The organism is Nocardiopsis sp. M1B1, from assembly GCF_052466615.1.
In genome coordinates this window covers 1,588,978-1,612,843 of record NZ_CP196194.1, presented here as the reverse complement: position 1 = coordinate 1,612,843, position 23,866 = coordinate 1,588,978, and the positions used below count along the sequence as shown (strand labels likewise).

The 23,866-nt window shown below is 62.8% G+C and carries 16 protein-coding genes; 11 read left to right on the top strand and 5 right to left on the bottom strand.

Annotation, left to right across the window (positions count from 1 at the left end):
• Positions 1-487: 487 nt before the first annotated feature.
• Positions 488-991, bottom strand: coding sequence for an ATP-binding protein (locus ACSTA4_RS07050; protein WP_444962864.1), 504 nt, complete (start codon positions 989-991; stop codon positions 488-490).
• A 180-nt stretch (positions 992-1,171) separates the two neighbouring features.
• Between ACSTA4_RS07050 and ACSTA4_RS07045 the strand changes: the two genes are divergently transcribed.
• The gene (locus tag ACSTA4_RS07045) at positions 1,172-1,999 is read left to right on the top strand and encodes a helix-turn-helix domain-containing protein (protein ID WP_444962863.1); all 828 of its coding nucleotides are present in this window, start codon (positions 1,172-1,174) and stop codon (positions 1,997-1,999) included.
• Complete coding sequence (locus tag ACSTA4_RS07040) at positions 1,992-2,168, top strand: DUF397 domain-containing protein (RefSeq protein WP_358168663.1); 177 nt, start codon at positions 1,992-1,994, stop codon at positions 2,166-2,168. The genes ACSTA4_RS07045 and ACSTA4_RS07040 overlap by 8 nt, the downstream gene beginning before the upstream one ends.
• Before the next feature lie 4 nt (positions 2,169-2,172).
• Here ACSTA4_RS07040 and ACSTA4_RS07035 read toward each other — a convergent pair whose 3' ends face one another.
• Complete coding sequence (locus ACSTA4_RS07035) at positions 2,173-2,643, bottom strand: NUDIX domain-containing protein (protein ID WP_444962862.1); 471 nt, start codon at positions 2,641-2,643, stop codon at positions 2,173-2,175.
• A gap of 25 nt (positions 2,644-2,668) precedes the next feature.
• Positions 2,669-3,898, bottom strand: coding sequence for a helix-turn-helix domain-containing protein (locus ACSTA4_RS07030; RefSeq protein WP_444962861.1), 1,230 nt, complete (start codon positions 3,896-3,898; stop codon positions 2,669-2,671).
• A 163-nt stretch (positions 3,899-4,061) separates the two neighbouring features.
• Here ACSTA4_RS07030 and ACSTA4_RS07025 point away from each other — a divergent pair, with 163 nt between their 5' ends.
• Both ACSTA4_RS07025 and ACSTA4_RS07020 read left to right on the top strand, forming a co-directional pair.
• Positions 4,062-5,309 carry a methionine adenosyltransferase gene (locus ACSTA4_RS07025; RefSeq protein WP_444962860.1) on the top strand — a complete coding sequence of 416 codons (1,248 nt, stop codon included), beginning with the start codon at positions 4,062-4,064 and terminating at the stop codon, positions 5,307-5,309.
• 4 nt (positions 5,310-5,313) lie between these two features.
• Complete coding sequence (locus ACSTA4_RS07020; RefSeq protein ID WP_444962859.1) at positions 5,314-6,213, top strand: sulfatase-like hydrolase/transferase; 900 nt, start codon at positions 5,314-5,316, stop codon at positions 6,211-6,213.
• Positions 6,214-7,478: 1,265 nt separating this feature from the next.
• On the opposite strand, the gene gltX is transcribed toward ACSTA4_RS07020, so the two are convergent.
• Positions 7,479-8,894, bottom strand: a complete 1,416-nt coding sequence (gene gltX / locus ACSTA4_RS07015) for a glutamate--tRNA ligase (RefSeq protein WP_444962858.1) — start codon at positions 8,892-8,894, stop codon at positions 7,479-7,481.
• A gap of 389 nt (positions 8,895-9,283) precedes the next feature.
• Here gltX and ACSTA4_RS07010 point away from each other — a divergent pair, with 389 nt between their 5' ends.
• The 7 genes from ACSTA4_RS07010 to brxL all read left to right on the top strand — a co-directional run bounded on the left by ACSTA4_RS07010 (position 9,284) and on the right by brxL (position 22,537).
• Positions 9,284-9,484, top strand: a complete 201-nt coding sequence (locus ACSTA4_RS07010; protein WP_444962857.1) for a helix-turn-helix domain-containing protein — start codon at positions 9,284-9,286, stop codon at positions 9,482-9,484.
• Between the two features lie 88 nt (positions 9,485-9,572).
• Positions 9,573-10,202: a DUF1819 family protein gene (locus tag ACSTA4_RS07005; protein ID WP_444962856.1), complete on the top strand. Its 630-nt coding sequence runs from the start codon at positions 9,573-9,575 to the stop codon at positions 10,200-10,202.
• On the top strand, positions 10,189-10,788 hold the full coding sequence (locus ACSTA4_RS07000; RefSeq protein ID WP_444962855.1) for a DUF1788 domain-containing protein: 600 nt from the start codon (positions 10,189-10,191) through the stop codon (positions 10,786-10,788). The genes ACSTA4_RS07005 and ACSTA4_RS07000 overlap by 14 nt, the downstream gene beginning before the upstream one ends.
• A 5-nt stretch (positions 10,789-10,793) precedes the next feature.
• Complete coding sequence (gene brxC / locus ACSTA4_RS06995) at positions 10,794-14,315, top strand: BREX system P-loop protein BrxC (protein ID WP_444964112.1); 3,522 nt, start codon at positions 10,794-10,796, stop codon at positions 14,313-14,315.
• A gap of 12 nt (positions 14,316-14,327) precedes the next feature.
• Positions 14,328-17,858 carry a BREX-1 system adenine-specific DNA-methyltransferase PglX gene (pglX, locus tag ACSTA4_RS06990; protein WP_444962854.1) on the top strand — a complete coding sequence of 1,177 codons (3,531 nt, stop codon included), beginning with the start codon at positions 14,328-14,330 and terminating at the stop codon, positions 17,856-17,858.
• Between the two features lie 42 nt (positions 17,859-17,900).
• Entirely contained in the window at positions 17,901-20,396 is a 2,496-nt protein-coding gene (gene pglZ, locus ACSTA4_RS06985; RefSeq protein ID WP_444962853.1) for a BREX-1 system phosphatase PglZ type A, read from the top strand.
• A 14-nt stretch (positions 20,397-20,410) separates the two neighbouring features.
• A complete protein-coding gene (brxL, locus tag ACSTA4_RS06980) occupies positions 20,411-22,537 on the top strand; it encodes a BREX system Lon protease-like protein BrxL (protein ID WP_444962852.1) in 2,127 nt (708 codons plus the stop codon).
• A 512-nt stretch (positions 22,538-23,049) separates the two neighbouring features.
• On the opposite strand, the gene ACSTA4_RS06975 is transcribed toward brxL, so the two are convergent.
• Entirely contained in the window at positions 23,050-23,772 is a 723-nt protein-coding gene (locus ACSTA4_RS06975) for a hypothetical protein (RefSeq protein WP_444962851.1), read from the bottom strand.
• Positions 23,773-23,866 lie beyond the last annotated feature (94 nt).

Sequence of the window (23,866 nt, the reverse complement as noted above, 5' to 3'; positions counted from 1 at the left end):
GTGTTGTTACAGGCCTGGTTCGGGGCGAGGGCCTGTCCTGTTCCAGCGCGCGCCGGTGGGGTGAGGGCAGCGGGCGCCGTTCCTGACGCGCGTCCACCGCACTGCACAGCAGCGCGGCCAGTACCGCGCCGAACAGCCACCGCACCTGCTGGGCCCATCCTCGGACGGGTTTGCGGTGCCGACCGCTAGGCTTCTCCACGATCTCCTCCTGGTTGCTTCAGGTGGGGATTCAGCCCTGGCCTGGTGCCGTTAACACCGGGCCGGGGCGCCTCCACGTCTTCTGTCGTTCCTGTGCGGAGCGGGCGGGTGTCTTTGGCTCTGGGGTCGTACGCCACCCGAAACTGCGCTTCCCACCCACACCACACAAAGGGCACAAAAAGGCCTTTTCCTGCAGAAAATGGTGCCGCTTCCGCTGGGCTGGTCGATGTTCGCTTGGACAAGCGAGGTTCTTCAACACCTGCCACCGGGAAACATCACCGCGTTCGGGTCACAGCGGCAGGCGGGTCCGACCGAAACGGTCGAAAGCGGCACGAACCATCAACGGCCCTCCCGCGCTTGTGGAGAAGTCCCAGTGCAGGGCCAGGGCGTTCACCAGCGCCAGGCCATATCCACCTTCGGCCAGCACGAGTTCGCTCTTCTCCACACCGGATGCGGTGGACATGGTGGGCACGGTGGCCTGCGCACCCGGTTTGGGGCCGTCGTCGGTGACACGGAGCAGGAACAGGCGCGGGCGCCGCTGGATCTCGATCCTCACCCGGCCTCCCGGAAGCCCGGACGCGGTGTGCTTGAGGGCGTTGGCGTGCAGCTCAGCCAGGGACACCAGCAGCGGGTGGGCCGCGCTGGGTGTGGTCCTGGTGGCCTGCATCGCCCACCGGCGTGCGGCCCGCACGTGGTGGGGGCAGGGCCCGCAGACCAGGCCGCTGGTGTCGGGGTCGGTGTGGCGGATGCGCCTGGGCAGGTCGAGCGAGGAAGAAGTCTGAGCTGGGGTCATGGATTTCCACCGGGTCCTTTCGCCGTGGTCGTGGTCACTATGCGTGAGCCCGCAGCAAAAGGATGTGGTCAGGACGTTCACATCGGGAAGGTCGGACGGAGAGTTCCCGAATCTTCCATGGGCCTCTGGAATTCTGTGGAATGCCCCATGGGATGCGTCGCTCTGTGGTCACATGGCCTCATGCACACAGACGAACGCGCCCTCAAGGCCTTCGGGCACGAATTGCGCAGGCTGCGCGGGGAAACCGAACTTACCCAGAAAGCGCTGGCGCGGCGGGTCAGCCAGCGCGGCACGACGATCAGCGACTCACACGTGTCCGACATCGAGAACGGCCGGGCGACGGCACGGCCGTGGCTGCGCAAGCTCCTGGACGAGATCCTGGAGAGCGATGGGAGGTTGGAGAGGTTCTGGGAGGAGCTGACGGGATCCGGACGGCAGGTGTGGCTGCACGAGGTCACCAAACGCACCCACGCCGCCGACGCCCTGTTCGAGTACCAGCCCCTGGTGTTTCCAGGTTATCTCCAGACCCAGGACTACTCCTACGCACTCATTCGCTATGGGGCACCGTGGCTTTCCCAGGAGCAGGTTCTCTCCCTGGCCAAGGAGAGGAACGACCGTGCCAAGCGCATGGCCGAAGCCGCCTCCCCGGTGATCTGGTTGATCATCGACCAGAGCGTGCTCTGGCGCCGCTACGGGTCTCCCCAGGTGCAACGCGACCAACTGGCGTACGTGGCCCAGCAGATCGAGCGGGAACGCGTCACCGTCCAGATGCTTCCGGTCCGGGCTCCACGACATGCGGGAACATCAGGGCCCAGGCGCATCATCACCACCGCGGACGAACCCGAGGTGGTGTACATGGAATCCGCGGAGGAGGGCCGCATCATCTCGGGATCGGCCGATATCAGCCGAAGCCGTATGGTGTTCACTGCTCTGCAAGGGGCCTCTCGGGACCCGCAGGAGACGCTGCAAGCCATCCATGACGAGATGAAGGCGATCGACGATGAGTGACTGGCACAAGAGCAGTTACAGCGGCGGGACCAACGAGTGCGTCGAGGTCCGCGAGCACAGCGCCGGCGCGGACGTGCGCGACACCCAGAACCGCTCGCGCGGCCAGCTCGCCTTCACCTCGGACGAGTGGAACGCCTTCGTCAGCACCCTTCACCTGACCAGCGAGTGAACGCCTACGAGATGGTCTCCCCGTTCTCCAGGTAGACCGTTGTGCCCTCTTGGCGTGCGCGTGCGCCATGGGCGATCCTGCGCGCGAGACGGGGAATCGTTGCAGCCTCGATCGTGGCTACGTCGTGGAACTCGTATCCGGTCAGCTCGGCCGGATTGAGGGTGATCTGGTCCAGCCATTCCTGGCCTAGCACTCCCCCGTCGAAGACGAACAGCTGCTTGTCTCCCTCGGAGGGGTTGGGCGCCCAGTCCACGACCAGGAGACGCCCGATGGGTGGAGCGATCCCCAGTTCCTCCTTCACCTCGCGCACTGCGGCCTGGGTCGGTGTCTCCCCGTGCTCGATGTAGCCGCCGGGGATGTCCAGGTAGTTCTTGTAGGAGGGAACCACCATCATCACCTGACCGAGGTGATTGAAGAACAGGGCACCTGCGGCGACCCGGGGGCGGGAGAAGGATTCTGTGGGATCAGAGGCCATGCTCCGACACTAACGGGCCTCCGAGTCAGAACATCCCCATCCGGTGCGCCAGATCCGCCAGCCTCCGATCCCGCCTCCCCGCCTTGGTCCGCATCATGCGCCCCACGATCTGATGGCTCATCACGTGCCGGTGGACATGGGAGGCTGCCAACCTCTCTGCCTCCAGCATACGCTCCACGGCTGACGGGATCTCGTTGACGTTCGCGAACGCTCCAGCCACGTCGAAGAGGTGACGTACCCGCCTCTCCCGTGGCAGGGCCGCGGTATCGACACCAACCCCCAGTTCGAGGACAGCACGCGGATCTCCGAGGCTGGCCGCAACGGTCACTCTGTGCAGGACCACGTTGGTCGGCCCGAACGCCGTCCACAGATGGTTGGCGTCCCGCCCGAGCCGGGAAGCGACGCGTTCGGCTTCCTTCAGGTACTCCATCGCGCTGGCACGATCCCCGTTGCGCGCCGCGGCCACGGCTCCCGGCAACAACAGGGTGCCGTAGACAGACAACAGCTGCACGTTGGTGGGACGACTGCCCTGCTCCCGCCGCAGATACGCAGCGGCTTCCCCTGTCAGCGCGACAGCCGTCTCATATTGCCCGCGTGAGTGGAGGGAATGCACCCCCGAACGCATCAGGGAACCCTGCAGGGGCAGATCGCCGTAGTCGAAGGCCGCCTTCATCCCTCGCTCCGTCGCAATCCAGGCCAGATCTGATTCTCCGACCTTGGTGAGGATCATCGCGCACGCCTGACAAGCCAGGGCGAGCAGAGCTCCGGCCCGCCGCCTCTGCTCACCCTCGTAGACACGCACCGCGGTCTGCGCCCGAGCGAGGAGGTCGGGGAGCCCGCGAAACACCCGGCTGTAGTCGGATGCTTGGTAGGCGCCCATGACCGTTTCCGCCTCGTTTCGAAGAAAGTGCAGGTCCGGTTGCTCACCGTTGTTGTCGGCGAACAGGAAAACCGGGCTGATCTGTCGGTAGTCCATCAAGACTGACCGGATCTGCGCGACATGCACGTCCGTTTCCTCATGGTGCCCATGGCGCGTGTGGTCTCCGATCAGGGCGATGACGGGAACGCCGAGGGCCTCGGCCAGTGAGCTGATCACCGAGAGACGGTCCAAGGGCGCCCGGTCGTTCTCGACCTTGCCCAGCCAGTCGGCCGTTCTCCCGACCAAACCAGCCAGCACCTCTTGAGAAAGGCCGCGTCGGAGCCGGTGCCAGGCGACCCGCTGGCCTGGGCTGAGCTGAGGGGAACTCGGAGGCATCAGAGCCCTTCCCAAACACCCCGGAATTTCTTTCCGGGTCACGCGGAGAATGTGGCCTTAACTTCCTAACACCCCGCCTGGCCGCAGGGAAGGCCCGTCCATCCCTCTCATCCGACATTCCCTCGAAACTCGTTAACGGACTTGACTAAAGAGGAAACAGTCAATGCGCATAACCTGCCATGAAGTCCTCGTTCCCAGCACGGACTCCGGGTTCAACGTGGTCGAACGCAAGGGCATCGGTCACCCCGACTCGCTCGCCGACCTCATCGCGGAGGAGTTCTCCCGTCGCTACTCACTCCACGGACTCGACCGCTTTGGAGCGGTCCCGAACCACTGGGTGGACAAGGTCGCCCTGGTCGGCGCCGAGGCTGAGGTCGTCTTCGGCCGCTACACGGTTCACAAGCCCATCAGCGCGTACCTGTTCGGCAAGGTGACGCGCTCGGTGGGCGACCGGTCCATCCCGATCGAAGGACTATTCCGGGCGGCGGTCGAGGACGTCCTGGCCGAGGCGACCGGTAGTAAGGACATCGTCCGTTCCGTGCGCAGCTTCGTGGAGAACACCGCGGGTATCGGAGCGGACCACCCCGCCACGTTCTACCGTCCCTCCGCTGACGAGGAGTGCCGTGTACCGGGTGGCGGCGCGCTGGCCAACGACACGGCCTTCTGTAGCGCTTACGCCCCTGCTGATCCCTTGGACGTCCTGGCGGTCGACGTGGAGAACCACGTCAACGGTTCCTCCTTCAAGGACGGGCTCGACGGCCTCGGTTCCGACGTCAAGGTCATGCTGGTCCGGTCGGGGAGCGTGCTGGAGGTGACGGTCTGCCTTCCGGTGCACCCCGAGGCGGTCGGCTCACACCGTGAGTACACGGCCCTGGTATCCGAGGCGTACGACCGCCTCGACGCCTTCATCAACGAGCACCCGATCGTCCGGCGGAAACCGTGGCTGACGCGGTTGAGCGTCAACACCAAGGACCACGGCAGCGGTGCCTACCTCGCGCCCTTCGGGACATCGCTGGGCAAGGGCGACTGCGGGCTCGTCGGCCGGGGCAACAAGGCCAACGGCGTCATCTCCGCCAGCGGCGGCGTGGGGGTGGAGGCCCTGGCCGGGAAGAACCCCGTGCACCACACCGGGAAGCTGTACACGCTCGCCGCCGCGCGCCTGGCTGACCGCATCCACGCCAAGCTCGGTGTGCCCAACGAGGTCGTGCTTGTCTCGCGCAACGGCGATCGCCTGGACGCCCCTTCGTTCGTGGGCGTTCGACTGGCACGGCGCGGCAGCCGTCTCGACCGCGATGCCGTGGAGGAGTTGACCGCCGCGACGCTGGCCGAGCTTCCGCTGCTCTCCGAGCGCCTGCTCACGCTGTCCCCGATCGACCGTTTCCGCGACCCGTCGCTGGTCCTGGAGGTGTGAGCCGATGACGGACATCGACCTGGCCGGGCTCAGCGTCGTCCTGGTCACCTTGGACTCGTGCCGCTATGACGTCGCGGCGAGCGCGCGCACCCCGAACCTGGCGAAACTCGGTCCGCTGCTGAAGGCCGAGAGCCCGGGAACCTATACGCTCCCCGCCCACGCCGCGTTGTTCAACGGTTTCCTGCCCCGGCCGGTCTCAGTGCCTTTCCCACTCGGTGGAAACAGCGTGGACACCATCTGGCGTTCAGCCGCGGCCCGGCCCTCGAAGCGCCACGCCGTCCCTTTCGACGGGCCCACGCTGATGGCGCACTACAGCGGTAAGGGCTACCGAGTGGTGGGTGCGGGCGGCGTGACCTTCTTCGACTCCTCGGAGCCGGCCAACGGCCTGCCGAGACTGTTCCCGGAGTTCCACTACTTCGGTCGGCCCTGCCGCCCCTCAGCCACTCCAAGGGCTCGTGTGGCCGATCGCGGTGAAGACCTGCCGTTGGCCCACACTCGGATGCTCGCGGACCTGTGTCTGGAGGCCGAACGGTTCTTCCTGTTCGTCAACTGCTCCAGCACGCACATCCCCTACACGACCCCCTTCAGCCCCCTCACCAAGCGGAACAAGGCACTCCTCCAACGCCTCTACCAACTGCACGACTCCCAGCAGAACGACTCCGACGATGACCTGCTGACCGCTGAAGACATCGAAGTACTCCTGGACATGCAGAGGCGCGCCCTGGAATGGGCCGATACCCGTTTGGGCGATCTGTTCTCACGGCTGGAGGCACGGTGCCCCTTGGTGGTGGTCTGCGCCGACCACGGCGAGGAGTTCGGAGAAGGCGGCAGGTTCGGCCATGCACACCCGCATCCGACGGTCGCCACGGTGCCCCTGTGGTGCGGCGTGTTGGGCGGGGGATGAGCCATGGCCGGCCTCCAACCCTGGTTCGTGCACCCCGCACTCATCACGGCTTCCTCCGAGGGAGTCCGGACACGGCTGGGCATCTCCCCCAACCACGCGTCCTTTCGCGTCGGTGTCCTGCGCACGCACCTGCTCACCGCGCTTCTGGCTCACAGCGCCGCGCAACGTCTCGGTGTCAGCGCGCACGTGTCCGTTCGGTGGGATGACAGCGACAGCCTGCGCAGCCGCGACGAACACCGGCCCCGGTTGTTCCGAGAGCTCACGCGGGTGACTCAGATACCGGTCAAGGACGAGGCCTTCCGTCAGAGCCGACGAGGCGACCGGTACCGGCAGGCCCTACGGCGGCTGGACGCCCGAGGACTTCTGGTGATGAGGCGAGGGCTCGTTTGCCTCGATGTGGCTGCCACGGACCGGCTCATAGCCGCACAGGGCACCTGTTCCAAAGCTCTGACCGCCTCCGTGGCGGTAAACGCCACCACAGCCCTCACTCCGGCGCAGGCGACGGTTCCGCTCATGCGCGGTGACGGGCGGGCCCTGTGGCATCTGGCCACGGTCGTGGATGACATCGAACAGCGCACGACCTTAATCGTCCGGGGCACCGACAAACGCGACGCCACACCCGTCCAGGTCCGCCTGTACTGGGCCCTGAACGAGGGAAGGCGCCCTCCGGCGCACCTGTTCCTGTCCAAACTGCTGGAGCCGGGGTCTGTAGTACCTCGTATCTCAGACCTGCTCGAACAGGGCGTCAGGCCCTCGACGCTGCGGTGCTTCCTCGCTGAGCCGTACCTGAGCCAACTGCAACCAGCTGCTCTGCCGGTCAGCTTCTCCGACCTGGTGGACCAGGTCCGTACGGTTCTTCCCCACCACGGGGACAGCCTTCTAGACGAACGACGTCTACGGTCCCTGGAGCGGAAGGTGTCCGTCACCCTCACTCCAGAGGTGGCCAAACAGGAACTGGATGACCGCTGCCCGGGGGCGCCCCCGCGCGTCACCACGTGGATCACCCAGTGCTACCCGCGTCCGCTGTCCCAACAGGTCCGACTGTGCCGGGCACTCACCGACATCGAGATCGACCATGAACTACCTCCCGACCAGGCGGAGGAGGCGTGGTGGTGGCTGGACTCCTGGTTACGCGACATGGCCAAGGGCCCGCCTCCGCATCCGGTGCGCTGGGTGCTCACCGGTCAGCGGGACGGGCCCGCAGCATCAGAACTCCTGGAAGTTCTTCCTCCGTGGTTGGTGCCCCTGCGGCTGGCCTCAGCTCGTCAGGCGTTGAGCCGCTCCAGCGCCGCGCGCAGTCGCTCCAGTGCGCGCTCCCGGCCCAGCAACTCCAGCGACTCGAACAGCGGCAAGCCGACCGTGCGGCCGGTGACCGCGACCCGCACCGGGGCCTGAGCCTTGCCGAGCTTGAGCCCTTGGGCGGCCCCGGCCTGCTCAAGGGCTCCCTTCAAGGACTCGGCGTCCCAGGTCAGGGACTCGTCGGAGAAGGCGGCGATCGAGGCGGTGAGCATCTCCGCGCCGATCCCGGGCTTCATGGCCTTGGCCCAGCTCTTGTCATCGAAGACCGGGGCGTCCAGGAACAGGAAGTCCACGTTCGGCACGATCTCGTTGAGCACCGCCACTCGGCTCTGCGCCAACGGGGCGATCGTGGCGAAGACGCCCGGGTCGAAGTCCTCACGCCGCCACGGCACGTCCTCACCCTCCAGGTAGGGGGCGCAGCGCTTGACGAACTCGTCCACGTCCAGGGCGCGGATGTAGTCGCCGTTGAAGGCGCGCAGCTTCTTCTCGTCGAAGAAGGCGGGCGAGGAGTTCACATCCGACAGCGCGAAGAGCGGGATCATCTCCTCGATGGGCATGATCTCGCGGTCGTCCCCGGGCGCCCAGCCCAGCAGCATCAGGTAGTTGACCATGGCCTCGGGAAGGAAGCCCTCGGCCTGGTAGGACTCCATGGCGACCTTGTCGCGGCGCTTGGACAGCTTCTGGCGCTTCTCGTTCACCAGTACCGGGGCGTGCGCCCACACCGGCGGCGTGTGCCCGAGTGCCTCCCACAGGAGCTGCTGCTTGGGAGTGTTGGACAGGTGTTCCTCACCGCGAATGACGTGGGTGATGCCCATCTCGACGTCGTCGACCACGTTGGCCAGCACGAACAGGGCAGTGCTGTCAGCGCGGGCGATGACGAAGTCCTCCAGGGCCTCGTGCGGGAACTCCACCCGCCCCCGGATCTGGTCCTCCACAACCGTGGGCCCGCCCCCGGAAATCCGGAAACGCAGCGCACGCCCCGGCCCGGCCTCCAGACCGCGGTCGCGGCAGAACCCGTCGTAGCCCAGGTTGGGGTTGTCGCGCCGGGCCTGGACCTGTTCGCGGGTGCAGTCGCAGTAGTAGGCCAGGCCTTCCTTGCGCAGGCGTTGGGCGGCCTCGGTGTGCTGGTCGGCGTAGTCGGTCTGGGAGTAGGGGCCCTCGTACTGGGTGGCGTCCACGCCCAGCCAGGCCATGGCGGCCAGGATGCCCTCGGTCCACTCGGGGCGGGAGCGGGCGGCGTCGGTGTCCTCGATCCGCAGCACCATGGTGCCGCCGGATTGTCGTGCGACCACCCAGTTCAGCAGCAGGGACCGGGCGTTGCCCACGTGGAACATGCCGGTCGGAGAGGGTGCGAACCTGGTGCGGATCGAGGTGTCAGTCACGGCCCAGAGCCTAGCGCGATCACCTGCTGTATCGAAGCCGGACAGTGATCCGAGAGGAAGAGTCAGGGGGTTTCCTCCAACACCTCAAACCTTCATGCAGGGCCCCGGAGTTCTCGCGGTTCAGATCCATACGGGTTGGTCTGGAGTGATGCCGTGGAGTTCGAGGACCTTGTCCGGAAACCTCGGGGCACCTCAGACCCTGACCGATAGCACGAGGTGGTGATCGCATGGCTCGCCGAGCACATTCAGTCCTGAGAGACACCGCAGCATCCGCGCGAAGCACCGCTTCGTTCGGCCACACCCGGAGAAACCCGGTTGAAGCGGCACAGCCCCGATATCATCGAGGGCGTTGGCCCGCCCGGGGTCACGGAGCGCGAGGGAGAGCCGACGTGGCTGAGCCGTGGCTGTCCGCTGACGACATCGCCGCCCATCTCGGGGTCACCAAAGACACCGTCTACGCCTGGATCGTCAAGAAAACGATGCCCGCGCACAAAGTCGGGCGCCTCTGGAAGTTCAAGGCGAGTGAGGTCGACGACTGGGTACGGCGAGGCGGCGCCGCGGTCTCGTCCGAGACCTCTCCGCCAGAATGAGCAGCTCACCGCGCTGAGCCGCCATCGCTGTGTATCGGTGACACCCCGTATCTTGATCCACTGACCAACAACCGGAAGGAGGCACTAGATGAGCGTCACGTCTCAGACGCACGGCCGCTACGCGCTGTCGTTCACCAGCGGTGCGCTCCTGGCCCGGGAGGCCGTGATTGTTGCGCCGCTCTACCTTGAGACACGTGATTGGGGAGCCGTTCGTGAGCAGCTCCGCGCGGAGAATCTGCTTCAGGCGAGAACTACATCGTCGGGGGTCCGGCTAGCGCGCGAAGTCGCCCAGCGGTTGGCTGTGCTCACCTATTCGGAATTGGAGTTGCTGCGAGACGCAAGTCCCAGTGAGCGCGGTCACCTGATGTGGGTCGCAGCATGCCGCCGGTACGCGCTCATCGGCGACTTTGCTGAGGAGGTCGTCAGGGAGCGGTTCCTGCTACTCATGCCGACGCTGAGCTACGACGACTTTGACAGCTTCGTCCGAGGTAAGTCTCTGTGGCACCCAGAACTCGCTGAAGTGAAGGATTCGACGTTGCAGAAACTCCGCTCGACAGTGTTCCGGATGCTGACAGAGGCTGGCCTGATCGTCGCCAGCGAGATCGTCCACACGTCTATTACCGAGCGTTTCCGAGAGGCGCTCGACGCGCAGACTCCGAGCGATGTCCGGTTTCTCCCGGCTCACGACAGCAAGGGGGTGCGTTGTGACACCGCATGAACTCACTCGCCAAGAAGAGCACCTGTTTGCGGTGCTCAGTGGTGATCGTTTCTTGAAGATGGAGGGTCTGTCGAACGAGGTACCGTTTTTCATCTACCCTTACGAGCCCGAGCATGCCCTCGACGTGACGAAGGCGAAGAAGCGGGTCAAAAACCTGCTGGCGAGCAAGGGCATCGAGATTCGCGAGATCAACCTCTATGACCTATCCGTCGAGGTCCTCAAGGATCGCGGTGACTGGGACGAAGTACTTGAAGTCGAGCCTGATCTGGACAAGGCCGAGTTCTCCGAGATGTTGCAATCCATGCTCAACCCGCAGCAGCACCTCGCACCTGTGATTCGGGAGCGGCTCGCCGATGGCGGATTCGACATCGTGTTCCTCACGGGGATCGGCGAAGTCTTCCCCTACATCCGTTCCCACAACGTGCTCAACAACCTGCAGAGCGTCGTGCTGGGCCGACCGATGCTCATGTTCTTCCCTGGTCGCTACGAGCAGTCCGACACCCTCGGCTCGTCGCTGGTCCTGTTCGGCAGATTGAAAGACGACCAGTACTACCGCGCCAAAAACATTCTGGAACAGGAACCGTGACCGCCATGCACCTCACCGAGATTTTCGCCAAGGATGTCCAGCGCCCTATCGAGGGAGTCATCAAGGCCGACGACATTGCGCACCTGGGCACCGAGGTCGACGAGTACGTCCTGACCAACGAGGCGGCCAAAGGGCTGGAGTCGCTGCTTGAGGCGTACACGAACTACACCAACGCGAACGGTGTGTGGGTTTCTGGCTTCTTCGGCTCCGGTAAGTCGCACCTGTTGAAGATGCTCGCGCACCTTCTCGGTGACGTGGAGGGCGACGATTTTCCTCGGGAGCGTGTCTCGGAAAGCTTCCGCACCAAGGCGGAGGATGCCTTCCTGCCGCCACTGCTCGACCAGGCCGACCGCATCCCGGCGAAGAGCCTACTGTTCAACATCGACCAGAAGGCCACGCTGATCAGCAAGGATCAGAGCGACGCCCTGCTGAGGGTGTTCGTGAAGGTCTTCAATGAGTCCCGCGGCTATTACGGCGACCAAGGCCACATCGCCCGTTTCGAGCGACAGCTCGATGACGAGGGCCAACTGGAGGCTTTCAAAGACGCCTTCCGATCGGTGTCCGGCCGCGACTGGGTGGAGCGTCGGCCGAGCTTCGGTCTTCCGACGGTGCGTCGCCAGGTTAACGAAGCATACGCCCAGATCACCGGCCTGGATGCATTGAACGCTCCCGACATCCTAAAGACGTACCAGGACACCTACTCGGTATCGATCGACGACTTCGCTGATGAGGTTCGCACCTGGCTAGACAGGCAACCGGCCGGCTACCGGCTGAACTTCTTCGTCGATGAGGTCGGACAGTTTATCGGCTCGAACACGCACCTTATGCTGAACCTTCAGACGATTGCTGAGTCCCTGAACACGAAATGCAGCGGCCGGGCCTGGGTATTCGTGACATCGCAGGAGGACATGGACAAGGTTGTCGGAGACCGCACCAAGCAGCAGGGCAACGACTTCTCGAAGATTCAGGCTCGGTTCAAGACCCGCGTCAAGCTCACATCAGCCGACGTGGAAGAGGTCATCCGCAAGCGCCTGCTGGAGAAGAACGACAAAGGCACCAAGGTGCTCGAAGCGGTGTATGCGCAGGAGGCGGCAAACTTCAAGACGCTGTTCGACTTCGTGGATGGCGCCAAGACCTATCGCAACTTCACCGACAAGGCCCACTTCGTCGGCACCTACCCATTCGTGAGCTACCAGTTCCCTCTGTTCCAGGCCGCGATCGAGGGCATCTCCGACCACAACGTCTTCGAAGGCCGTAACAGCTCCGTCGGTGAGCGCTCCATGCTTGGCGTTGTCCAGCAGGTCGCTAAGGACATCGGCAACGTCGAGATCGGCGCACTGGCCACCTTCGACAGCATGTTCGCCGGCATCCGTGCATCGCTGAAGTCCGCGGCGCAGCGCTCGATCGACCGGGCCGAGCGCGACTTGCCCGACAGTGGCTCGCCGGTCACGAGGCTCGCGGTGCAGCTACTCAAAGCGCTGTTCCTGGTGAAGTACGTGGAGAGCTTCCAGGCAACACCGCGTAACCTAACCGTGCTGGTCTACGACCGGTTCGAGCTCGATCTGCCGACGCTGTCCAAACAAGTACAGGAAGCGCTGACGCTGTTGGAGACGCAGACCTACGTGCAGCGCAACGGTAACGTCTACGAGTACCTGACCAACGAAGAGCAGGTGATCGAGGAAGAGATCAAGAATGTCGAGATCGACTCCTCAGAGCTTTCCACCCGGCTCAACAAGGTTCTCTCCGGAGATGTCATTAAGACCTCCAAGATGCGCTATGCCAAGAACGGACAGGACTTCGGGTTCGGATACAAACTCGACGACCAGGCATTTGGCCAACAGCGGGAACTCTCCCTTCACTTCATCACCCCCGAGTACCCTTACGGCCCCGAAGAGATCCGAATGCACTCGGCAGGCAAGGACGAGCTGCGCGTGATCCTCGCCCCCGACGATCGGGTGCTGGCCGACCTGCGGCTGCTAATCAAGACGGAGAAGTACACCAAGCGCAAGCAGACCAGCTCGCTATCCCCAACTGAAGAACAGATTCTGCGAGCCAAGGCGACCCAGAACGCTATGCGGGAAAAGGAACTGGTTGAGCGCATCCGTCGCGCTGTCGGTCGAGCCGATCTCGTGATCAACGGCGCGGACCTCACGGTGGGGTCACCGGACGCGATCACACGGATCACTGGAGGGTTCCAGGACCTCATCGCACGGACCTATACGCAACTCAGTCTGCTCGGAGGGCACACCTATTCCGAGCAACAGGTCGCCGGGTTCACGAGCCCTGACCAGTCCGCGATAATCGATGACTCCTCAATCCACGCACTCGCCGTGCCAGCCAACGAGGTGCTGTCGTACCTGATGCAGCGTGAGCGGCGTGGTGAGCGGGTTACGGTGAAGAAGATCGTTGATCATTTCCAGGCCAAGCCCTACGGCTGGGACCTCGCTTCTATCGAGGTCGTCATCGCATGGCTCGTCGGCACCTCGAAGATCACCCTGACCGTCGACTCGAACATCCTCAAGCGCAGCGAGGTCGCTGCCGCACTGCGGAACACACAGAAGCACTCCCATGCCGTCGTCACACCGCAGAAGACCTTCGACCAGCGCAAGGTCACGGCGCTGCGCGCTTTCTGCACAGACTTCTTTGACGAGCCCACCTCGCCGAAAGACCCGCTCGAACTGGCGCGGCACACCAACGAAGGTCTTCGCGCCAAAATCGACGAACTCAAGGCACGAGTCAATAGCTCGAAGTACCCTTTCATCTCTCAGCTCAACGCGTCCATCACCCTGCTTGAATCCGTCGTTGGCAAACCGGATGATTGGTACCTGACAGACTTCGTCAGCGCCGACGATCTGCTCGATTCGAAGACCGACACCATCGATCCCATCCAGGCGTTTCTTGGTGGTACTCAGCGGAAGATTTTTGACGAAGCAACCGAGTTGCTGGCCGACAACGCCAGCAATCTTAACTACCTACCCTCCGGCAGCAGCCAGGAAGTGGCGCAGCTCCTCGATGACCCGCAGGCCTTCCGCGGCAACCGGATGACCAAACTCAAGGCCGCCGCCGTTGAACTCCGGTCACGAATCAAGGACGAGATCATTGCCAAACGCGACGAAGCACTGCTGCAGATCGACTCCCGTTGGGCGCCCCTCCAGAGCAGCGCCATCTATCGGGAAGCCACGGACGACGCCCAGCAAGATGTAAGCCAGAAGGTCAGCTCGATCCTCGATCGAATCGGTCGCGAGAGCCAGATCGCCGTCATCCGCGATATCGCGAACACCTTCGAAGAGCGCACTTACCCCGCCATCCTTGACCAGCTCGCCGCATCCCCCCGCACCAGCAGCACTGATGACAGCAACCCGCCAGCTCCGGCGCCATCGAAAAAACAAACCATCTCGATCAAGAGCATCAGCGCCACCGGCCTCAACGGCATCCTGGAGACCGAGGAGGACGTTAATCAATACCTCGACGCGCTGCGCACGGCACTAGTGCAGGCCCTCAAGGACGACAAGCGCATCGCGCTGTAGGAGACGACCCACATGGAAACCGCACTGCTGAAAAGCTTCGCCACCTGGGCCAGGCGCGAACTCATCACGCAGATCAGTGCTCGCCTGACCACCGTGCTCGCCCCCGCGTCACCAGAGCGAGTCGAGAACCAGCGTGCCGTCACCATGCTCGAACGCGACATCACCGCCACCGGCGGCGGTACCAAGGGCAAAGACGCGGTCGCCGATAAGGTCGCCTACACCTGGTTCAACCGCATCATCGCCCTGCGTTTCATGGATGCCAACAGGTACACCGGAGTCGGTGTCGTCTCGCCTGCCCACGGCCAACAGAACGGACAGCCAGAGGTACTTGCCGACGCCAAGCGCGGCAGTATCGATCCCACCGTCATCAGCAATAAGCAGACCCGCGACACCATTACCGGCCTCCTCGACGGCACTCGATCCAGCACAGACGCCCAGGGAGAGGCGTACACGCTGCTACTCGCCGAGTACTGCCGCTACTGGAACCGTGCCATGCCGTTTATGTTTGAGCGCGAGGGGGACTACACCGAACTCCTTATCCCCGCGAACCTCCTCGCGGCAGACTCAGTGCTCACCCGCGCTGCCACCGTACTCACGGAAGTGGTCTGTCGTGATGTTGAGGTGATCGGTTGGTTGTACCAGTTCTATATCTCTGAGCGGAAAGACGAGGTCTTCGCCGGGTTCAAAAGGGGCAATAAGGCGGGCGCCACCGATATTCCCGCTGCGACCCAGTTGTTCACCCCGCACTGGATCGTCCGCTACCTTGTCGAGAACTCCCTCGGCCGTCTCTGGATGCTGAACCACCCCTCGTCCCAGCTCGTCAAGCAGATGGACTACTATATCGCCCCGATCGATGAAGAGACCGACTTCCTCAGGCTCAACAGCCCCGAGGAGTTGAAAGTCATCGATCCGGCCTGCGGCTCCGGGCATATGCTCACTTACGCCTTCGACCTCCTCTACGCTATCTATGAGGAGGAGGGATACGCCCCCTCGGAGATTCCCGAGCTGATCCTCATCCACAACCTGTATGGTACAGAAATCGATCCGCGTGCGGGGTCACTAGCAGCATTCGCACTCGCGATGAAAGCTCGCGCGAAGCGTCGCACGTTCTTTAACAAGCAGGTTCAACCGAATATCTGCGTGCTCAACCCGATCAGCTTCACACCGGACGAGATCGAGCTTCTGCTTACCCCTGGTGGGGACCGCGAGGCTGAGTCGGTCTTCTGGAACCAGTTCCAGCACAGCGACACCCTGGGATCGTTAGTAAGACCAGACCCCGGTCTCACTACGCTGCTGAAGCAGCGCATCGCCCGGCTTGACGATGATGGGGACATCCTCCTAGCAGCGTTGCTCAATCGAGCGAAGCGAGCCGTCACCCAGGCTGAGTTTCTCGCGCCTCGGCACACCGTCGTTGTCGCCAACCCTCCTTACATGGGTGCCGGAAATATGGGCTCCGCACTTGCGTCCTATGCGAAGAATGCCTACCCCACGAGCAAGACAGACCTGTTCGCCATGTTCATCGAAACGTGCATGCGCCTTGCCTCGCCATCCGGCTATGTCGCCATGATCACGATGCAGTCCTGGATGTTCCTCGCATCATTCGAGAGGCTACGTGAGCGAATCCTCCTATCAGCGCCCCCATCAACAATGGTGCATCTCGGCGAGCGGGCATTCGACTCGATCGGCGGCGCAGTCGTATCCACCACAGCCTTTGTCCTTCAACTTGGTCGGTCATCATCTAGCCGAGGTACGTACGTGCGGGCGGTCGAGGAACGCACTGAGTCCGAGAAGGCGCAGACGCTGCTAAGTGCTGCAGCTGGCGACCCCGGACCGCTTTTCACGAGTTCCGGTGCGACATTCTCTGAAATCCCAGGAACCCCGATCGTCTACTGGCTTCCGGATGATTTGCGGCACGCTTTCACCCTTGGGAAGCCCTTAGGCAATGTAGCTGAACTACGCGAAGGCCTGTCGAGTTCCGATGCTGATCGATTCGTTCGCATGTGGTGGGAGGTGTCAACACACTCGCGCCTCCTTGATGCCCCTACACCTGACGCGGCCAAAATGAGTGGCGCAAAGTGGTTTCCATTCAATAAGGGCGGAGACTTCCGCAAATGGTACGGGAACCAAGAGCACGTGATCAACTGGCAAAACGGTGGCGCGGAGATACTTGCAGAACGCCCCAAATCTACTGTTCGCAGCCCGCAGTTCTATTTCCGACCTTGCGTCTCGTGGTCGAAGATTTCAACTGGCTCGCCAGCCTTCCGACGCTACCCCCAGGGCTTCGTATTGGGGTCTGCCGCGAAATCGGTCTACGCCAGCTCCGAGCAGGAGGCCACCCTCCTCATGGGAATCTGCAACTCGTCACTGGTACAGTTGCTCCTTGAGGCCAAATCGCCAACCATGTCCTTTGTCGCGGAAGACGTTGGCAGCATACCCGTACTTACGCACACCAACTCAGAGGAACTTCTGAGTATCGTTAATAAGCTTCACTCCAATTCGAAGACAGATTGGGATGAGTCCGAGAATTCCTGGGATTTCACGTCGAACCCTCTTGTTGCATCCGCGAACGCCCGACCGCTAGGCGAGTCATTCGAGGAGTACGGCGAGCACTGGAGAAAACTCACCCTTCGACAACAAGAACTCGAAAAATCAAACAATGAAGCCATCGCAGAGCTCTACAATCTCGGCCACGAAGTGCAGCCCGACGTACCACTGGAGAGAGTGACTCTCAAGCACAATCCAGCCTTCAGGTACTCAGGAAAGCCAAAGGACCAACACGACAGCTTGTTCCGGCAGGATACAGTGAAGGATCTTGTCTCCTATGCGGTCGGCTGCATGTTTGGACGCTTTAGCCTCGACGAGCAGGGCCTGATCCTCGCCGACCAGGGTGCGACGGTGCAGGACTACCTCTCGAAAGTGCCCACGCCAACGTTCATGCCTGACACCGACAACGTCCTCCCGATCGTTGATGGTGACTGGTTTGAGGACGACATCGTGGTACGGTTCCGGCAGTTTCTGCGAACAGCGTTCGGCGATCAGCACTTCGAGGAGAACCTTCGATTTATTGAGGAATCACTCGGCGTCAAATCGCTGCGAGAGTACTTCATCACTCGTGCTGGGCGGTCGAAGTTCTACGACGATCATGTGAAGCGGTACAAGAAGCGGCCGATCTACTGGCTGTTCTCAAGCGCGAAGGGGTCATTCAACGCGCTGGTCTACATGCACCGCTACACGCCGTCTACGGCCTCAACGGTGCTGAGCGAATACCTTCGTGATTTCAAATCGAAGCTGGAGGCGAACCTTCAGCACCAGGAGCGTCTCGCTGCCGGGGATGGTACTCCCCGTGAGAAAGCTGCGGCGCTGAAGGAAGCCGAGTGGCTCCACAAGGTGCTGCTAGAACTGGGCGAGTACGAGCATGATGTGCTCTACCCGTTGGCATCGCAGCAGATCGCGATCGACCTTGATGATGGGGTGAAGGCCAACTACCCGAAGTTCTACCCGGCCCTCAAGAAGATCACAGGGTTGGAGGCAGCCAATGAGTAAGAACGCTCGGAGCAGTGGTGCCTCGGAACCGGAGGAAGCCGAATGAGTTCACTCAGCGCGGTCCTTCCCCACCTGGAACAGCGGTTCGAGTCGCAGCGTCTCGTCTTCTGGCATGACACCGACTGCGAATATGCCTCGGATCTTGATGCCCTTGACCTAGCGGGCGTCACCACACTGCGAGTCGAGAACAACGAGTACGCGGTGAAGAACCGGGTGCTCCACGATGAGCCAGCCGACAGGTTCCTCATCTACCGCGCAGGCGTCGTGCCTCCGGACACGGGAAACTGGCTGCTGGACCTTGAGCTGACCTACGGGGTCTTCACTGCTGACCGGACCGCGCTCGTGCGCCAAGAGCTCGGCCTCACTGGCAGCGGGATCGATGACGTTGTGCGCAACTATGAGAAGTTCTTCCGCACTGCTAAGCGGGTGCAGAGCCTCAAAGCATTGCTCGCAGCCACTGATGACCCGGACAAGTTGCGCGCGAAAATGTGTGCGGTGCTCCTCACCCAGAGTAAGCACAGTATGCTGGAGCTCACGCGCACGTTGCTGATCGAGAACGCACGCGGCGCCAGCGACAAGTATGAGGCTTTGGCCGAGCAAGGGCTCGATGTTTTCCATTGGGCTGGAACTGCCAAGATCTACGGCTATGAAGCGAGCGAGCCCAGCGTCGATGACTTCGTGCTGTGGATGTTCCGCCAGGCTGTCGACGGCTTCGCATCAGACACCCCGGGTGCGCTGCGCAACATTCAGCTCGACTTCGCGAGCCTGCGCAACGACCGGCGCAGCGCCGATGCCCTCGCCACGCTAGCCCGACGGGCATCGGAAAGCCTGAACTACGCCAACAGCATCGAGGATGCCGAACTCTCCGACCTCGTGGGCAACGACCTCTTCGAGGACGTGGAACGCAAGGTCATCAGCGCGCTTACACACGCCATCGTCGGACGGACGATGAGCGCGCGCGAGGTTTCCGAGACCATCCGTGCTCGCCAGAGCAGCATCTGGGCCGACGGCTATCAGAGGCTATACACGGCGCTTGGCGCCGCCTCAGACCTGCTAAGCGAACTCGCGACCGCGAGGTTCGAGATCGCCTCGTTCAACGAAGGGCTCGACCGATATCGCAAGAACTGGTTCCGCATCGACCAGCTCTACCGGCAGTTCCACTTCGCCGCTCGCACAACCGAGTACGCTGGCCCGCTCGAAACGCTCCGGGCCGAGGTGGAGAAGAACTACGCGAACCGGTTCCTCTACGAACTCGGCAACACCTGGCAACAGCAAGTCGATGCCGTGGACGACTGGCGTTCGGTGACGCTGCGTCCGCAGACGAGCTTCTTCGCCGATCACGTCGAGCCGATCGTCCGCAAGGGCAACCGGAAGGCCGTTGTCATCATCTCCGACGCTCTGCGTTACGAGGTCGCTGACGAGTTGCGGTCACGCATCCGTCAAGAAGACCGGTTCGACGCAACGCTCGGCGCGATGCTCGGCGTCATCCCGAGCTACACCCAACTCGGCATGGCAGCCCTCTTGCCGCACAAGACACTGGGTCACTCCCACGATGGCGATCCGGTGCTCGTCGATGGCCAGCGTTCCGACGGAACAGGGAACCGCAACAAGGTGCTGGCTCGGGTGAATGGGTTCGCGATCCAGGCTGAAGAAGTCCTTGCGATGCCGCGCGGCGAGCTGCGCGAGCTATACGGCGCGCACCAGGTGCTGTACGTGTACCACGACCGGATCGACGCGACCGGCGACAAAGCCCGCACCGAACGGCAGGTGTTTGAGGCCGCCGATGACGCGCTACGCGATCTCGTTGACCTGATCAAGCGGCTGACGAACGCCAACGCCACGAACATCCTCGTGACCGCCGACCACGGCTTCCTCTACCAAGACACCGCGCTTGCCGATGCGTCCTACCTCTCGACTAAACCGCAAGGCGACGATCTCGTGGTGACAAACCGCCGCTATGTGCTCGGACGGGGGCTCAAAGTCGACTCCGCGTTCCGGAAGTTTGAACCTAAACAGCTCGGGCTCAGCAGTGACCTTGAAGTGCAGGTTCCCAAGTCGATCCACCGGCTCAAGCTGCCCGGCGCAGGTTCACGGTTCGTTCACGGGGGCGCTTCCCTTCAGGAAGTCGTCGTGCCGGTGCTGACGGTCAACAAGAAGCGTAAGAGCGACACTCGCCCCGTCAACGTTGAGGTGCTGCCTGAGACCGACAAGATCACCACCGGTCAACTCGTCGTGAAACTCTTCCAGTCCGAGCCGGTCAGCGAGAAGGTACAGCCACGCACGCTGAGGGCTAGCATCTACATCGGCGAGACCCTGATCTCGAACCAGCCCGAACTGATCTTCGACCAGCCCTCCGATGACAAGCGCGACCGTTACCAGAGCGCACGGATGCTGCTCAGCCAGGACGCCAACGAGTTCAACAACCGATCCGTCGAGTTCCGACTCGAAGAGCAGATACCCAACACCACCCAGTGGCGCGTCTATCAGCGGGTTCAGTACCTGCTCAAGCGCTCGTTCACGTCGGACTTCGATTTTTAGGGGAAGCAGCGACCATGACGGACACCGAGAACCCCTCTGGCGAGGAACGCAGCGCCGATACAAACACACCACAGCAGAGCGACCTCGACTACAAGATCAACCTGCTGTTCGGTGGGTCCGTCGTCCGCAAAGACCTCGTGAAGGCCGTCAAGGGCAACGCGATCGTCCCCTCCTACGTGTTGGAGTACCTGCTCGGCCAGTACGCCGCCTCCGACAATGAGGCGACAATCCAGGCTGGTATCGACGCGGTGCGCAAGATTCTTGCCGACCACTACGTGCATCGCAACGAGTCGGAACTGGTGAAGTCCACCATCCGCGAGAAGGGCCGTCACCGGATCATCGACAAGGTCACTGTGACACTGAACGACAAACAGGATGTGTACGAGGCGTCGTTCGCTAACCTTGGCCTGGGCGGCGTGATCGTCGAACCGACAACGGTGAAGTCGAACCCGAAGCTGCTCGTCGGCGGCGTGTGGTGCATCTGCGACATCGAGTACTTCCACAGCGACGACGCGCGGGTCGTGCCGTGGATTCTGGGGAGCCTGAAGCCGATCCAGATGGCGAGCTTCGACTACGAGGGCTACCTCACCTCGCGCGAGGGCTTCAACACCGAGGAGTGGATCGACCTCCTGATCCAGTCCATCGGGTTCAATCCTGAGTTGTTCGGACGGCGGGCAAAGCTGCTGCAGCTCGTGCGGCTAATCCCGTTCGCCGAGCGCAACTACAACCTCGTCGAGCTGGGACCGAAGGGCACCGGTAAGTCCCACATCTACTCCGAGTTCTCACCGCATGGCATGCTGATCTCAGGCGGCGAGGTCACCGTCCCGAAGCTCTTCGTTAACAACGCCAACGGCCGCATCGGCCTTGTTGGCTATTGGGATGTCGTCGCGTTCGATGAGTTCGCGGGCAAGAAAAAGCGCACCGACAAGGCGCTTGTCGACATCATGAAGAACTACATGGCAAACAAATCGTTCTCCCGTGGCGTCGAGACCCTCGGAGCCGAAGCGTCGATGGTGTTCGTCGGTAACACCTCGCACAATGTGCCCTACATGCTCAAGAACTCCGACCTGTTCGACGAGCTGCCTGAGGCTTACCACGACTCCGCCTACCTCGACCGGCTCCACTTCTATATCCCCGGCTGGGAGGTCGACACGATCCGCAGCGAGATGTTCTCCTCCGGCTACGGATTCGTCGTCGACTACATCGCAGAAGTGCTCCGGTCGATGCGCAACACCGACTACTCCGACCGCTACCAGCAGCACTTCGCCCTCGGATCGGACATCTCCACGCGAGACCGCGATGGCATCCACAAGACCTTCTCCGGCCTCATGAAGCTCATCTACCCCACTGGCGATGCGACCCCGGCAGAGATCGAGGACCTGCTCCGCTTCGCCATCGAGGGACGCAAGCGTGTCAAGGACCAAATCCTGCGCATCGACACCACCATGGCCGCCGTCAACTTCGGCTACACCGACAAGACCGGCGCATGGCACAGCGTCACCACACTCGAAGAGGACGAGTATCCCGACTACTACCAGGCACGCCGCGTCGAGGCCGAGGGCAGCACCGATTCGTCCGATCCTTCCCAGCTTGCGGTCGAGGATGAGGATCCAGTAGCGACCGCGCCGCTTGGGGTCGAGGCAATTCCTCAACTGTTCGAAGGCCACCGCGAGTTCCACGAAAACCAACGCGGGGTCTCCTACGAGAATCTGCTCATGCCGTACCTGCGCGGCGCCACCGAGATCACCATCGTCGACCCCTACATCCGTCTACCTCACCAGGGCCGCAACCTCGTCGATCTGCTCGCCCTACTGGCAGCCAGCAAGGACCCCGCCGATGAGATCGCGGTGACGCTCGTGACCAAGGCAGACCGCGGAGAGTACGCCCAGCAGCACCTTCTCATGCTCAAGGACATCCAAGACAGCACCGCCACCGTCGGTATCCACTTCACTGTCACCTGGGACGGGAGCATCCACGACCGGTCGATCCGCACCGACCATGGATGGAAGCTCCTCCTCGGCCGCGGCCTCGACATCTTCCAGAAGGGCTCCGGCAGTCAGTTCGATCTGGGCTCCCGGCGTCAGGAATTCCGCCAGGTCTTCGCCTTCGGCATCACCTACCTCCGTGAGCGCAAACAATGACAACTCGCTTATGTCGAAAGGTAGGCCGAGCTTCGACAACATCACCGAGGCCCACCAGCCTACATACTGCAAGGAGGCCTGCCCTCCTACACGTCTGCACCCCTGACTTTTCCGGGTCCCTGGTTCAGCCCTGCCCAAGCAGCAAAATTCCTGAGGTGCACCCGTGAGGGTGCACCAGACGGGTCAAATGTGTGCACCCGGAGGGTGCACACCTCCCAACGAAACGTGGGGCAACGCGGCACAACCGAGTGATCACCTTCCCCACTACCTGCGACTTCTCGCATTTCCGCAGGTCAGAACACTCCCCCACCACAGTTCAAGTCCCGTCACTCACCCCAGAGCCGAAAGGCCCTGACCCTGCGATGACATCGCAGGGTCAGGGCCTTTCGTGTGTGCTGGGATGAATCGAGACGTACACCGGTCCGCGTCGCCCCCGTCTTCGCGTACTCCATGACGATCATCGGATGGCCACGGACCCGAAGGAGGGGAGTCACTCCGGTGCGCTGGAGGGCTCAGCACCAGTGGACACGGGCGTCCGTGTCGACCGCCGCTTGGCAGACGGTGATGAGCGGACTGACGATGTAACGCACGTCCTCCGCCGTCAGCGCGGCTTCGCGGACCCGGAGGACCTTGGGAGGGCGTCTCCCGCTCTGTCCCAGGAGATACGGCCAGGGCACGGTGAGGTGCCCGTCATGGTCGAGCGCTGTGAAGCGCACCTCACCCTCTCCCGCCTCCTGCTGGGCGAACCCCGATGACCGGAAGAGCTCCACGGGAGAATCGGTTTCCGTGTCCTCCACGAAGAACCCGTCAGGGTCCAGCCCCATTCGGAAGCGGGAACGCACACCGCGCCCGAACACGCCCTGGCCTGATCCGGTGTGCTGGAGGATCGGTCGGTCCGACTCCTCACCGACAAGCAGGGTCCGCCTGCCAAGGTCCGTGCTTCCGGCGAGGTCGCGCAGCTCCGACAGCATCGCCGCGGCCTCCTCCGGCTCAAGAAACCCTCCGTTCGCGCGGGGGAGGCGGCTCGCCAGCACCGGAAAACGATGCTCCCCGGCCTCGTCAATCGCCTTACGGAACCACTCCACCCCCGACCAGTTGGAGATCCGCTCAGACACCAGCTCCATCTCCTCGTGCGGGCAGGCGGCGTTCGCCCTCCAGTCGTCCATTCGATGGTGGAGGACCTCGTGACCCTCGTAGGGCACGACGAGATCGACGAACCCTTCCTTCTCATCCATACGGATGAGGGACGGGTCCACGGGCGGCGGCGTGCTGAGCCGCCCGTCCCTCCAGCAGCGGCAGGGCACGCAGGCGTCCAGCCCCATGTGAGCA